The sequence below is a fragment of the Hymenobacter sp. R533113 genome (genome assembly GCF_056835965.1).
Window position 1 is genome coordinate 19,796 of sequence record NZ_JAKWBD010000011.1, and the last position, 13,470, is coordinate 33,265.

The 13,470-nt window shown below is 54.3% G+C and carries 12 protein-coding genes and 1 pseudogene; 10 read left to right on the forward strand and 3 right to left on the reverse strand.

Going from position 1 to position 13,470, the window contains the following annotated elements; all coding sequences use genetic code 11:
• Positions 1–167: 167 nt before the first annotated feature.
• The 7 genes from MKZ35_RS07110 to MKZ35_RS07140 all read left to right on the forward strand — a co-directional run bounded on the left by MKZ35_RS07110 (position 168) and on the right by MKZ35_RS07140 (position 7,821).
• Positions 168–1,499, forward strand: a complete 1,332-nt coding sequence (locus tag MKZ35_RS07110; protein WP_482512541.1) for an NAD(P)/FAD-dependent oxidoreductase — start codon at positions 168–170, stop codon at positions 1,497–1,499.
• A 9-nt stretch (positions 1,500–1,508) separates the two neighbouring features.
• Positions 1,509–1,751, forward strand: a complete 243-nt coding sequence (locus MKZ35_RS07115; RefSeq protein WP_482512542.1) for a hypothetical protein — start codon at positions 1,509–1,511, stop codon at positions 1,749–1,751.
• 451 nt (positions 1,752–2,202) lie between these two features.
• Positions 2,203–2,760, forward strand: coding sequence for a helix-turn-helix domain-containing protein (locus MKZ35_RS07120; RefSeq protein ID WP_482511251.1), 558 nt, complete (start codon positions 2,203–2,205; stop codon positions 2,758–2,760).
• Entirely contained in the window at positions 2,660–3,367 is a 708-nt protein-coding gene (locus tag MKZ35_RS07125; protein ID WP_482512256.1) for an IS630 family transposase, read from the forward strand. The genes MKZ35_RS07120 and MKZ35_RS07125 overlap by 101 nt, the downstream gene beginning before the upstream one ends.
• A 620-nt stretch (positions 3,368–3,987) precedes the next feature.
• On the forward strand, positions 3,988–5,898 hold the full coding sequence (locus MKZ35_RS07130) for an RICIN domain-containing protein (protein WP_482512543.1): 1,911 nt from the start codon (positions 3,988–3,990) through the stop codon (positions 5,896–5,898).
• 315 nt (positions 5,899–6,213) lie between these two features.
• The gene (locus MKZ35_RS07135) at positions 6,214–7,149 is read left to right on the forward strand and encodes a ring-cleaving dioxygenase (protein ID WP_482512544.1); all 936 of its coding nucleotides are present in this window, start codon (positions 6,214–6,216) and stop codon (positions 7,147–7,149) included.
• A gap of 3 nt (positions 7,150–7,152) precedes the next feature.
• Positions 7,153–7,821: an alpha/beta hydrolase gene (locus tag MKZ35_RS07140; RefSeq protein WP_482512545.1), complete on the forward strand. Its 669-nt coding sequence runs from the start codon at positions 7,153–7,155 to the stop codon at positions 7,819–7,821.
• Between the two features lie 410 nt (positions 7,822–8,231).
• On the opposite strand, the gene MKZ35_RS07145 is transcribed toward MKZ35_RS07140, so the two are convergent.
• The 3 genes from MKZ35_RS07145 to MKZ35_RS07155 all read right to left on the reverse strand — a co-directional run bounded on the left by MKZ35_RS07145 (position 8,232) and on the right by MKZ35_RS07155 (position 10,180).
• Positions 8,232–8,951, reverse strand: a complete 720-nt coding sequence (locus tag MKZ35_RS07145; protein ID WP_482512546.1) for a hypothetical protein — start codon at positions 8,949–8,951, stop codon at positions 8,232–8,234.
• The gene (locus MKZ35_RS07150) at positions 8,921–9,307 is read right to left on the reverse strand and encodes a DNA polymerase beta superfamily protein (protein ID WP_482512547.1); all 387 of its coding nucleotides are present in this window, start codon (positions 9,305–9,307) and stop codon (positions 8,921–8,923) included. Before MKZ35_RS07150 ends, MKZ35_RS07145 begins: the two co-directional genes overlap by 31 nt.
• 102 nt (positions 9,308–9,409) lie before the next feature.
• On the reverse strand, positions 9,410–10,180 hold the full coding sequence (locus MKZ35_RS07155; RefSeq protein WP_482512548.1) for a nucleotidyltransferase domain-containing protein: 771 nt from the start codon (positions 10,178–10,180) through the stop codon (positions 9,410–9,412).
• A 140-nt stretch (positions 10,181–10,320) separates the two neighbouring features.
• On the opposite strand from MKZ35_RS07155, the gene MKZ35_RS07160 reads away from it, so the two are divergent.
• The 3 genes and pseudogenes from MKZ35_RS07160 to MKZ35_RS07170 all read left to right on the forward strand — a co-directional run bounded on the left by MKZ35_RS07160 (position 10,321) and on the right by MKZ35_RS07170 (position 13,453).
• Positions 10,321–11,271 (forward strand): gliding motility protein GldB-related protein, encoded by a 951-nt coding sequence (locus MKZ35_RS07160; protein ID WP_482512549.1) that lies wholly within the window; start codon positions 10,321–10,323, stop codon positions 11,269–11,271.
• Between the two features lie 410 nt (positions 11,272–11,681).
• Positions 11,682–12,155 (forward strand): hypothetical protein, encoded by a 474-nt coding sequence (locus tag MKZ35_RS07165; protein WP_482512550.1) that lies wholly within the window; start codon positions 11,682–11,684, stop codon positions 12,153–12,155.
• A 293-nt stretch (positions 12,156–12,448) separates the two neighbouring features.
• Positions 12,449–13,453: pseudogene (locus tag MKZ35_RS07170) on the forward strand (S41 family peptidase).
• Positions 13,454–13,470: the final 17 nt, after the last annotated feature.

Here is a 13,470-nt window from a genome sequence, read left to right on the forward strand (position 1 = left end):
GCCAAGACGTGCCCAGCAGGGCTGGGGGCTTTTTCAACCATAGCATCTGCTAATGGCTGAGCCGCCTCACCCCCATCTTCGCCCGTTTCGCGTATTTCAGCCAGCTATACCTGAAATCAAGCTCAGGCAAGCGCCACCACAGCTTTACCCCGAACCCCTATTGCTATATGGAAACCCTAGCTAAAATAGAAGATATCAATCAGCCACGGGTGGTCATTGTGGGGGGCGGATTTGCCGGACTGGAGCTGGCGCGGTCCCTCCGCCACGCGCCGATGCAGGTAGTGCTTATCGACAAACAGAACTACCACGCTTTCCAACCCCTGCTCTATCAGGTAGCCACCGCCAGCCTGGCGGCCGATTCAGTAGTGTCGCCGTTTCGCAAAATCCTGGATGGGCAGGACAACTTTTACTTCCGCCTGGCCGAGGCCGTATGCGTTGATACCGAACAACAGCTGCTGGAAACCTCCATTGGCCGGATACGCTACGATTATCTGGTGCTCGCCACTGGTGCCACTTCCAATTTTTTCGGCGATGAGCAGATGCAGCGGCACGCCATTACGCTTAAAACGGTAGGCGATGCCATTGAACTGCGCAACACCGTGCTTTCCAACTTCGAGCAGGCCCTGCAGCTTGGCGACATGGAAAAAATCAACAGCCTGCTGGACTTCGTGATTGTGGGCGGCGGCCCCACCGGCGTAGAAATTGCCGGTGCCCTGAGCGAGCTGCGCGCCCACGTATTTCCGCGCGATTACCGGGAGTTGAATTTTAAGGAAATGGATATTCACCTGGTGCAGAGCGGTCCGGCGCTGCTCAAAGGCATGTCGGCGGAGGCTTCCCGGAAGTCGCTGGAATACCTGAAGCAATTTGGGGTGCAGGTGTGGCTGGACCGCCGCGTAAAATCGTACGATGGGTACACCGTGACGCTCAATACCGGCGAGCAACTGATTACCCGCACGCTTATCTGGGCAGCGGGCGTTACGGGGAGTCCTATAGATGGGTTGCGTGCCGACTGTCTGCTGCCCGGAAATCGGTACGCCGTCAATGAAGTCAATCAAGTAGCTGGTTACGACAACATTTTTGCCCTCGGCGACATTGCGGCTATGCGCAGTGAGCTTTATCCCGAAGGCCACCCGATGGTGGCGCAGCCGGCCCTACAGCAGGGGCGCCTGCTGGGCTTGAACTTAGAGCGCCAATTAAAGAGTGAACCCATGCAGCCCTTTAGCTATGACGACAAGGGTAGCATGGCCACCATCGGCCGCAACCACGCCGTAGCCGACATCAGGATTTTTGGCCATGATCTGCATCTGGGGGGCTTTTTGGCTTGGCTGGCCTGGAGCTTCGTGCACGTTATCTCGCTGGTCAGCTTCCGCAACCGTCTGATCGTACTGCTCAACTGGGCTTATAGCTATTTCAGCTACGATAAAGGCTTACGCTATATCATCGGCAACCGCAAAGCGCCGCCGCCGGCAGAAGCCCTTCAGGACAAGGCCATAACGTGACGGATACCGATGGCCTCCGATACGGCCGGTGGCCCCATTACCTTACCTATTCTGCTGCAAGACGACAGCCCCAGCTTCGATGCCTATACTAAGGAGGATTTGTTTGTCAAACTCTTTATTCCCTCCCGCCTCACCTGGCCCAACCCTGACGCAGGACACGCGCTTTCCCCACGCCGAGACGTCCAGAATAAAGCTTCAGCCAAAGAAAGTCCGTCGTTTTGCTTTGCACATCCACCAATCGAGCTGGCTTAGAATTGCGCACTAAGTAGGAGCACGCCATCCAGCAGGAGCTAAAATTGTTATTAAGCCTGTAGCCAAGTACAGCGAAAAGCCAGGCCCGATAGTTCATAACACGAATTATCAGGCCTGGCTTTTTGGTGTTTGCAAGAAGGGTAAAAGTTAAAAATGGGGTCACTTATTGGTAGCCATTAACACTCCTTCAGACTTATAAATCTACTAAGTTATATATATAATATCTAATTTATAAATCAAATAGCGGGGCAGCTAAATGTAATTTTTATAATACACCCGAAATTATCCTTGATAAAGTTCATTTTTTGACCCTCAGTTTTAGATTAACAGATGAACCGTGTGTATGCTCTCCTCTTTGGTGAATAAGGCGGGGTACAACCTCAACAATTACCAACTAGTGCTTAGTCAGGGGGATTGGTTAACAAAACAAGCGGGTTAGCGTTGGGAATCTATGGCCCGTCCAATCACTCCCTTTCCCCTGCCGGCTGCTGACCAAGCCGCCCTCGAAAATTTTACGCGCACTGGTCGCCGGTCGGTACGGGCGGTGCGTCGCGCCCAGGCCCTGCTGGCGCTGGCCACCGGTATCGGCCAGCAGGCCGCCGGCCAAGCCGTGGGCTTAAGCCGACAGGCGGTGAGTCAGCTCCGCCGCCGCTACGAAGAAGGCGGCTGGCAAGCCGCCCTCAGTGAAGCGCCACGGAGCGGCGGCCCGCGGCGTTTCGACGGGGCAGACCGGGCCGCTATCACGGCCCTGGCCTGCACCCAGGCCCCGGTGGGGCACAGCCGCTGGACCCTGCGTTTGCTGGCCGACAAAGCCGTGGAACTGGCCCTGGTGGAAACCATTTCCCACGAAACAGTGGCGCAGGTGCTCAAAAAACGAATTGCAGCCTCACCGCCAGCAGCACTGGTGCCTGGGGGCGGTGAATGCGGCCTTTGTGGCGCGGATGGAAGACGTGCTGGCCGTCTACGAGCGGGCCCACGATCCACGCTTTCCCGTTGTCTGCTTCGATGAGCGGCCCTGCGTGTTGCACGGCCAGCCCGTCGAGCCGCTGCCGCCTGTGCCGGCCCAACCCGCCCACGACGGCCAGCGCGCCAAAGCCGGCCGGCCCCGGCGCGAAAGCAGCACCTATGTACGCCAGGGCACGGCCTGTTTGCTGGCCGCTTTTGAACCAGCAACCGGCCAGCGCCTGGTCGAGGTTTCCGCCCGCCGGACCGGGGCGGACTACTGCCGTTTTATGCAGCGCCTGGCGGCGGCCTACCCGCAGGCGGAGAAAATCGTGTTAGTGCAGGATAATCTCAACACCCACACCGATGCCGTCTTTTACCAGCACCTGCCCGCCGCGCAGGCCCGCGCCCTGGCCGCGCGCTTCGAGCTCCATTACACGCCCAAAAATGCCTCCTGGCTCAACATGGTCGAACTTGAACTCTCGGCCATTGCCCGCCAGTGTCTCCACCAGCGCATCCCCACCCAGGACGAGCTCACCGCCCACGTGGCCGCTTGTGTAGCCGAGCGAAATGAGCGCCGGGCCACGGTCAACTGGCAGTTTTCCCTCGAAAAAGCCCGCACCAAACTCGGCCGACATTACCAGAAAATTAGGGTGCCTAATTCCCCTGACTAAGCACTAGGACAATCAGTAAAAGCTTAACAAAAATCATTTTTACTGTTGAGGTTACCGAGCGAGTTTATTCACTTTTAAGTGAGATCTGAAATTATCTTACTCGAAGATTTATCATCCAATTTTTTCACTCACTACTGCAATATATAGAGTTGTCTATACTGAGAAGCTTACAACTGATGTTGACGTCAAAAACAGTTATTTATAAGTGATTTTTTTGCAATAAAGAATTAAGATCTACTTTACATAATATAGTAAAAAAGTCTCGTATAAGGGCCTGGTGGGGGTTTTTGCTGTATCTAATATGGCTTTTTCTGCCCGATTGAGCAGTACAGTTTATGGCGTTTCCACTATGTGCAACTTTTTGTTCTATTGGCTCAGATTCGACTTTATCCAGTAATATTGCCACTTGTAAACCGGTCGACTCCCATCTAAACTGGTCTGTATTGCTCACTCTGGATTATTCACTTTTATTCTTTCAAACCTTTCAGCGAATGCACATCCAACACCTTACTCCCTCTCCAGCACGCCAAGCAACCTCTTATTGGGCACTGTTATCTTGGCTGCTTCTACTCCTCACTGGCGCTGCTCACACTGGCTTCGCCCAGAACTATCAGGGTCCTTTGGTTATCTCCAGAGGCGGCACTTATTCCGGCAATTGGGAGAGTAATGACTCAAATGTACCCGCCGTTAGTGTTGAAACATCCGAGCCGGTAGTGATTGAAAATGCGAATATTCGTAGTCGGGGCATTTTGATTCGTGCTCACATCAATGGCACGAATCTAACGGTTCGTAACACGAATGGTTATGGTCTGACGCCAAGCCAGGACAATGTGCGCTATGGCCGCTTTCTGGATGCGAATAACTTTAAGAACATTCGCCTGGAGCACAATTATATGGATCACACGTCAGGCGTTTATCTGGCCTTCTATCAGGGCAACAACTCCCCTAACGAGACAGTAAAGATCCTTTTCAACAAAGCAGTCAACATCGACGGTCGTTACCGCAACGGCAACGGATTTGAGCGTGTACAGTTTGTGCAGTTCAACAGTGTACGTAAAATAAGGGGAGCAGAAATTGCCTGGAACCAGGTAATTAACGAGCCTTACAAAAGCCGGGTAGAAGAAAACATCAATCTCTACGTGTCCAATGGCACACCGGATAGCCCTATTCTCGTCAATAACAATTACATCCAGGGTGCCTACCCTAGCGACCCAGCTAACGAAACTGATTATGGCGGAGGCGGCATCAACATGGGTGATGGCCACAGCAACGATATAAACGTGTCGCCGGCCTACGCCAAAGCTTTCGACAACCACATTGTTAGCACCGGTACCCAAGGCATTTGCATAGGAGCAGGCCATGACATGGAGTTTTATAACAACCGGATCATTAACTCGGGCTACCTGGCAGACGGCACGTATATCCGCTGCAACAATGTAGGTATCTACATTATGAAAACCGAGGAAGGCCTCTTCTATAATAACAAAGCTTATAACAACATAGTCGGCTACGTCAATCGGGGCGCAAACGGTGCCAAGCAGCGGAATGACCAGTATCTGCCCAGCGCCAACGAGCCCCATAACTACTCGCTGAACACGGAGCTACCGTTCCTGATTACCCGTGACACTGAAAAGGCAGAATTCGTGCTGTGGGAAACCAAGCTACGCGCCAATGGTGTGGTAGTGGGCCCAACGTCAGGTTCTCCTGCTCCTGCTCCGGCTCCTTCACCAGCTCCTGCTCCCGTTCCCTCGCCTACTCCTGTTCCTTCCCCAATTCCTGATAATGGTGATATCGTATCGGGCGGCACGTATAAGCTGACGCACAAAGGCACTGATAAGGTGTTGGACGTAGCTGACAACAGCTCTGCTGCTGGCGCTAATGTGATGCAATGGCACGATAACGGTGGCGACAACCAGCGCTTCATCTTTACTCGTAACAGCGATGGCTCATACAAGATCACGCACAAAGGCACGAACAAAGTGCTGGATGTAGAAGGCGGCAGCACTAAAGCTGGTGCTAATGTGATCCAGTGGGATGATAACGGTGGCAACAACCAGCGTTGGATTGCCGAACGTCAGGCGGATGGCTCGTACAAGCTTGTGCATAAAGGCACAAACCAAGTATTGGATGTGTTTGCCAATAGCGGCGAAGCCGGAGCTGACGTTATACAGTGGGATGATAACGGTGGCAACAACCAGCGTTGGATTCTTACCCGCATCGGTAACAGCGTTAGCGCCAATAGCGTTAGCTCTAATGTAACTGTTAGCCAGTCTTCACTGAACACGACTTCCAGTTCTTCTGCAAAAGCCTCTACCGGCATAACAATTTATCCAAACCCAGCATCTGAGTATATCATGCTACCTGCTGGCAGCGACTACGTTCAGATTGTTAATATGACTGGAAAAACGGTTCTGGAGAAACGCGGTGCATTAGCTCAGCGTCTGGACATTCAGAGCTTAACAAGTGGTGTGTACTTAGTACGTGTAGGCGAGAAAGGTAAGATCAGCTCGCAGCGTCTGGAGGTTAAGTAGTATATATTTCTTCTCTGCGTTCCCTACCATTCTACTTTCTTTACAAAAAGCCCCTCACCAGGAGGGGCTTTTTGTTGCTTTATAATTCCTCACTATTCCGGCAAAGCACTATACTCCTAATCTAAATTTACTCTTACTAACTTCTCTGGTTCACTGTCACTTTTATTCAATCCGTAGGCTGCAGACTCCCATAAGCAGGTACTACGTTGAATTTTACGTGTGCTTATGGATAGATGTTTCAGGATTTTAACTTTACTACTAGATTTTTTCCTGGTTTAGTGGTTTAGCTTCTATTCACCTCAAATCATAGGTTTTATGTCTGACCAGATTCTTGGCCTGCACCACATCACGGCCATTGCCAGCAACGCCCAGCGCAACTACGACTTCTACGTCAAGGTATTGGGCCTGCGCTTTTTGAAGAAGACAGTTAACTTCGATGACCCCAGCACTTACCACTTCTACTTTGGCGATGAAGTAGGATCGGCAGGCACCATTCTCACGTTTTTTCCCTGGCAGAACATGACGCCGGGGCGGCGCGGCACCGGGCAGGCTACCGAAATTGGCTACTCCGTGCCCGAGGGCAGCTTTGATTTCTGGTTGAAGCGTTTTGAGCAGCATAATGTGACCTTCAATAAGCCCAGCGAGAAGTTTGGGGAGCCCTACCTGACCTTCCTCGACCCCGATGGCCTGAAGCTGGAGCTGACCGTCGCCAAAACCCCCGATCCGCGTACGCCCTGGGTCACGCCTGAGGTGAGCACCGACGTAGCAACCAGAGGTTTTCACAACGTGACGCTGACTCTAACCAACATCAAAGGCACAGCCGAGATTCTGACCGATGTATTTGGTTACCAACTGATAGAGCAGCACGTAAACCGTTACCGCTTCGCTACCGATGCCGTGCCTGGCGCGGCCATCATCGACCTGGTAGAAGCGCCCGGCGAAGCGCGCGGGCACGTAGCTGGTGGCTCTGTACACCATATTGCGTTTCGCGTGCCCGACGATGCCACGGAAATGCGCTTTCGGGAGAAGATTGCAGCCCGTGGCCTAAACATCACGGAGCAGGTTGACCGGCAGTATTTTCACTCCCTGTACTTCCGCGAGCCGGGGGGCGTTTTGTTTGAGATTGCCACCGACAACCCCGGCTTTATGATTGACGAGCCATTGGAGGAGCTGGGTACGCACCTGCTGCTGCCGCCCCAGTACGAACGTCGGCGGGCACAGATTGAAGCCAGCTTGCCTGTTATTCGCTAACCTATGAACTATCAGCCTCTTCACTATATCTACCGCTCCGCCGAGCAGGCAACCAGCCGTACGCTGCTGCTGCTGCACGGCACGGGTGGCGATGAGCGTGACCTGCTACCTATCGCCAGCCAGCTTGGCGCGGGCTTCAACGTGCTGAGCGTGCGCGGCAACGTGCTGGAGAATGGTATGCCCCGCTTTTTTCGCCGACTTGGCATGGGCGTGTTCGACGAAGACGATGTCCGTTTCCGCACCCACGAGCTGGTGCATTTCCTGCGCGAAATTGCCCCCCACAAAGGTTTTGATCTACAAAACCTGGTGGCGCTGGGCTATTCTAACGGGGCCAACCTCATTGGAAGCGTGCTGCTGCTTTACCCCGAACTATTGGCCGGCGCAGCCTTGCTCCGCCCCATGCAGCCGCTGAGTGAGGTGCCCGCGGCCCCGACGATGAATAAAGAAAACCAAAATGCCCCCCAGAATCTGGTGCCGGTGTTTTTTGCGCCCGGCCAGCGCGACCCAACCGTAGACCCAGCCGCCACCGACCGCTACGCCAGCCTGCTCACGAATCGCGGCTTTAAGCTCACGCGCTACGACGCGCCCGCCGGCCACAATCTCACGCCCCAAGACGTAGCCCAGGCTGCTAGCTGGCACCAGTCGCATTTCGGGCATGCTGGACAAAGTTGATAGCGCTTTCAAGCTGACTGAGTGGAGTAGACATGGCTGTTAGTAAATCTATTGAGCAAAAAAGCCCCCTGATTTAGTCTAGGGGGCTTTTTTGCTCCGGCCTTAACCTGGCGTGGGTGAGAGTACTGATCAAGGAGAAACGCGCGGATGTGCACCAGTCTCTCCCCTCCCCTACTGTTAATCAACAATACATAACAGGCCGGCAAGTTTGGGCGTACGGATACAGTCAACAGGTGGCAAGAGTAAGTGCTGGCTAACATAGGATTCCCTATAAAATACCCCTAAGCGTGGTGACAGGGTAGCGCTACCTACTATTCAGATGATACGCCCGCTTCAACTCCTGCCGCAACTTTATGATGACCTAGTAAATAGCTAGTGCTGGCCTCTGCGGTAAGTTGTTTAGCCCAATCTTAGGCACCTGCTGAAGCATAAAAACTCCGCCGCACCCGAATCAGCAGCTGCTCAGCAGCTTGTTTGTCGGGTGCCTCCGGCAAACTGGAAGCGGCAAAGGCGGTTTCTACCCGCGTCACCAGCGCTTCGGCTTCCTCTACCAGCGCCTCGTACTCAGACTCACCCCGGCGGATTTGCAAAAGAAACTCCCGATTAGGTCGGCGCACGTGTAGCTGGCCCGTGAGGGCAATTTCTTCGGCCATTTGCAGGAGCCGAAATACGTGCAGCATGTTCTTGGCGTCGTAGTTTTTACCGTGCTGCAGGGTATTCTCGTAGCGCTCAGCGTTGCGCTTTTTCACCCAATCGTGATACTCCCGAAACACCCGGCAGTAAGTACTATAGCCGTTGCGGTTGAAGCTCAGATACGCCACCGGCACCTCCCCTTTCGGCACCGCCGACAGCAGCACATCCTGCGAGGTTTCGGGGTCGCGCACCAGGCCGCGGTAGCCGTGGGGGGCATTTTTCTCCTCAACAAACAACGCGTACAAGTCGGTAAGATGGGGCACATTGGCCAGACCGCACTGCGCGGACGTGTAGCCCAGCCGCGCCAGCCACTGCTGCACCGGCTGGGCGCCGGCCCCTACGGTCACGTAGCAAAAATCCAGCACCGACTTACGGGTAGGCGGCTCGGGGTAGTTGATTTTCTTGTTCAGGCCCCGCGCCTTCCGAATCTGGGCCACGGCGTACTCGGCGAAACTTTGGCGGCAAAGCTTTGAGAGGAAATCTTCAGCCCTAAAAGCGGCGAATAACGGATGCCGGGAAATGACGCAGTCGGGGGCGTACCCAGCAGCTCCAGCACGGTGGGGTTGTTTTTAAGCAGCAATTCTACGAAGCGACGCAGCTCGTAGAATACCTCATCGTTGGTTTCATTGGCGACCTGAGGCACATAATTGAGGCCGTAAAACTCGGTTTCAGGCAGAATGAATACGCCCTTCAGGTCCGTATCCGAGTGGGGCAGATTGGTACCATAGGCGCGGCTGCCACTAATGGCTTCAAAAAGAATCAGGCCGCGCTGGCGCAGGTCAGAGATGGTCATAGAAATTGCTTGTAACGCGAAGCGGTGCTTCGCCTCGCGTTGCGGTCATCCGTTAATAAATGCTCACAGCTGCTTGTTCAACGAGCGAAGCACCGCTTCGCGTTACTGGTCAAACGCCGCCCTAATCAACCGCCGAAACAACGCGTCCAGCCCCGAAACCGGGCCAGCCGCTGGTACGGGTAATGTAGCGCGGGCAGCTTGTCCGGCCGCGTATTCCTCATGCAGAAACGTCACTAGTTCACCCGGCGACGGCACATTCGTTTTTTCATCGGCGGTGGCTTTGCGGGCCAATAACTTGTCCACTACTCCACTCAGGGCTGTGGGCAGCAACTCCCGCAACTGCCCAAACTCCATGGGGGGCAATTCTGTGGGCCGCTCCCGAATCCAGCGGGCAGCCAGCGCCGAGCGCAAGGCATAGAACAGGCGCTTCAGCCGCACCTCGTCCCCCGTCAACTCATCCTCCACCCCACGCCGCACCAGTCCCAGATAATGGTGCAAACCGGCCCGCGGATTAAAGCACCCACCCATAAACGGCTGCACCGCCGCCCGAAAATCCAACGCCTCCTGGTATACCACCGGCGACTGTAGCCACTCAAACAACGCCGCATTGGAGCCGCGCAGCAGCTTTAGCGCCTTACGCAGCTCCCACCCGGCCAGGTCCAGCTCCTCATCCACGGGGAAGTTGAGCGTGTCGGGGCCCTCGTCCAGGGTCAGGTACCAGTCGGTGGTATGAACGTAGATGAAGCGCACGTCATAGTCGCTATCGAGCGAGGGAAAGCCCCAGGCCCGGCTACCCGACTCGCAGGCGTAGAGGACGCAGATGTTGTGGGTTGCTTCGAGTTGGGTAAGGGCGGCTTGAATACGAGTGAGCATGAAGTGGGCAACTAATAGCAGGATGTGGGTGCGAAAATCAGTTCAAAATGGTGGGTGCCACAGCAAATCATTTGCAATGAAGGCAAAAATCAAGGATCATTTGGGTCGCTTTCCCACCTTTATCTCCGTTCTTACCCATCATGCACCTACCTTTTCGCCAAGTCATTGGAATAGTACTCCTCCTCAGTGCCGCCCAATGCACCAGCATTCGAGACGTTGAGAAAATCCGGTTGGTCACATCTGATATTGATAATTTCTGGGCTGCTTATCCCGCGGCTATGCGCGACACAGCTCAGGCCAGTGTTATTTTCCAAGAGCAGTATTTTGCCAAAGCCTCGCCCGGCCTGCAGGACTACTTCACCCGTAAATACCAGGGCGATGCCCAGCGCTTTGCCCGTCGCATTATCCAGCGCCCGCGCTATTACGCCTCCGTGCAGCAAACTACGCAGGCCGTAGCCGATCAGAAGCCTCAGATACTGGCGGCGCTCCGGCAGCTGCAAAAGCTGTATCCGCCGGTGCGGTTCAATCACATCTACTTTGTGGTGGGGGGCTTTGCAGGCAGCACTGCCCAACCGCCGGGCCTGCTCATGGGGGCTGACCAACTAGCCTGCGGCCCCGACGTTGATACCTCCGAGCTTTCCTTGGTGCAGCCTAACCGGTGCGCTACGGTGGCCGACATGCCGAGTCTGGTAACGCACGAGCTAACTCACAACAACCAACAGCGAGCCGATGGCACTCTGCTCAGCGCGGCCATCCGGGAAGGCATGGCCGATTTTGTGGCCGAGCTAGTGACAGGTTCTCTGGGCAACAATGCCCGCTTTCACGCCTACGGCAACGCCCACGAGCGGGAGCTATGGGGGGCTTTTCAGCAGGAAATGCTGGGTACCAACACCAAAAACTGGCTAGTCAACCCCGAACAGGAAACCCCCGATAAGCCTTGCGACCTGGGTTACTACATAGGCTACAAAATCTGCCAAGCTTACTACACGAAAGCCACCGACAAGAAAAAAGCCCTAGCCGACATGCTGACTACCAAAGACTTTAAGGCTTTTTTACAGCAAAGTAACTACCAAGCTAAATTGGGTGAGTAGTAGATTTTCAATATTATCTTTCAAGCGGCACAGAAGGCATCCTGCTACTTGGCACTTCTACTCCAGAAGTAAGTAGTTTCGAGAGCCGCACCGGCGGCAAGGAAGCCATTGCCCAGCAGCGCCAGAACTACACCACCAACATGTACCACAAGCCCGCCGACCAGTTTGACCCCAACTGGGATTTATCCGGCATTGCTCAGGACGCGCAGCTTTACCTCCGCGTGGGGCAGCGCCTGGCCGGGAAACTACGTTTCCGCAGTGGAAAGCAGGTTCGGAGTTTAAGGGCGCGCGGGATAAGAGTATGGGTGGAAAGTAGAATCGTCAGCCAACAGCTTTGTAACTTCAGCCGCTGATGTAATTATCCCGCTACGACACCAAAGCCGAAGTCACCTTTAAGAGTAGTCACAACCATGATCAAACCATTTCCATTTTTAGCCTCAACTATCGTTTTAGCTATCATAACATCTTGCTCAGGTAAGTCTACTGTAGAACAGCCTTCAGACAGTAGAGTCTACGAGTTTATCCATCTTGAAAGCCCTCGTCTGAATAAAGCTACGCCCGATACAATTTACTTGTCTGCTCAGAAACCCTACGCAAGGAAGGTATATATGGGCACTGATGACTTTTATAGAATAGCGAAGAAAAACGGAATCACTGATTACCTGACTATTGATTTTCATATTGAAGACGATCCTGATATGGTGGTAACTCAATCAGAATTAAAGTTTGACACTTGTTATTTTACTATCCAACCAAAGCCGAATACTCAATACTTACTCAATCAATCTTTCATCTGGCAGTGTATTTTTAAGATTGATTACACTTCTGTCCACAAAGGGATTGACACGGTGTTTGCAATACGAGACAGGATTTATTTACAATAAATGCTACATGGCTCGGCTAGCTTTGTAATCTAATTGAATGCGGGCTACACCTTTGCCAGTAGTTATGATCGTGCTGCATTACAACCGCGGGCCCACCACCTCACTTTCCAAAGTCAGCACGCCAAATACGCACTGGCGTACCTCCCGCGGCGGAGCGCCGGCCACGAAGCATTTCAAATGCTCCAACAATTTTTATTTATCCAACTCTCAAGAGAAACCGAAGCTAGAACCAACCCTTTGCCAGCAATCCGCATCTTCGCTGCATGAAGAAACTCTGGCTACTCGTGCTCCTTATGGCCGCTACTCACTCGGCCCATTGCCAAACCGCTCCTGCCCCGCTCCCCGATTCGGTTAAGACCTTTCTCGACAAGAGCCTGACGCTACTGGAGACGTACTCGCTGGAGCGTAGCACCGTGGACTGGCCGCAGCTGCGCCAGACGGTGTACCAGAAAGCCCAGGGCGCGCAGTCGGTGCGGGAGCTGCTCCCGATTTATCCGTATGTGTTTGAGCAGCTCAAGGACGACCACGGCTGGCTGACTTACAAAGGCAAAACCTACAAGTGGCGCAACACCGCCCGCCCCGCTTACGCCAATACGGCCGTGAAGGAGGCTTTGACCAAGAAGCCCGGCGTACTGGTGAAGATGCTGCCTGGCAACGTGGGCTACATTCAGCTACCGGGCATCAACGCGGGGGGCAGCCTGCAAGCCATGCGCGACGCGGCCCAAGTGGTGCAGGATTCCCTCTGTCGCATCAACCCCGACAAAGCCAAGTCCTGGATCATTGACCTGCGCCTGAACGACGGCGGGGCCATGGCGCCCATGCTGGCTGGCATCGCGCCCCTGATCGGCGACGGCTATCTGGGGGGCTTTGTGGACAAAGATGGCAAGCCCGTTGAGCAGTGGTACCTCAAGCAAGGCAACTTCTATATGGATACGATGCAGGTGACCACCCTATAGAATCGCTGCCCGGTCAAGCGAACCGACAAGCCCATTGCCGTGCTGCTCAGCGGCATGACGGCCAGCTCGGGCGAGATTGTAGCCATCAGCCTGAAGGGTCGCCCCGTCACCCGTTTCTTCGGCGAGCCCACCTACGGTGCCACCACCGCCAACGAAAGCTACCGCATCAGCGGCTCCTCCTACCTTACCATTACCGGCATGCAGGAAGCCGACCGTAACAAGGTGGTTTACCGCCCCAACGTCGCGCCCGACGTCCTCATCACCGGCGGCGACAATTTTACGGACTTAAGCAAGGATGCGAAAGTTGTGGCAGCGCTGAAGTGGCTGAAAAAACGCCGGTAGAATACTTGTAGAGACGC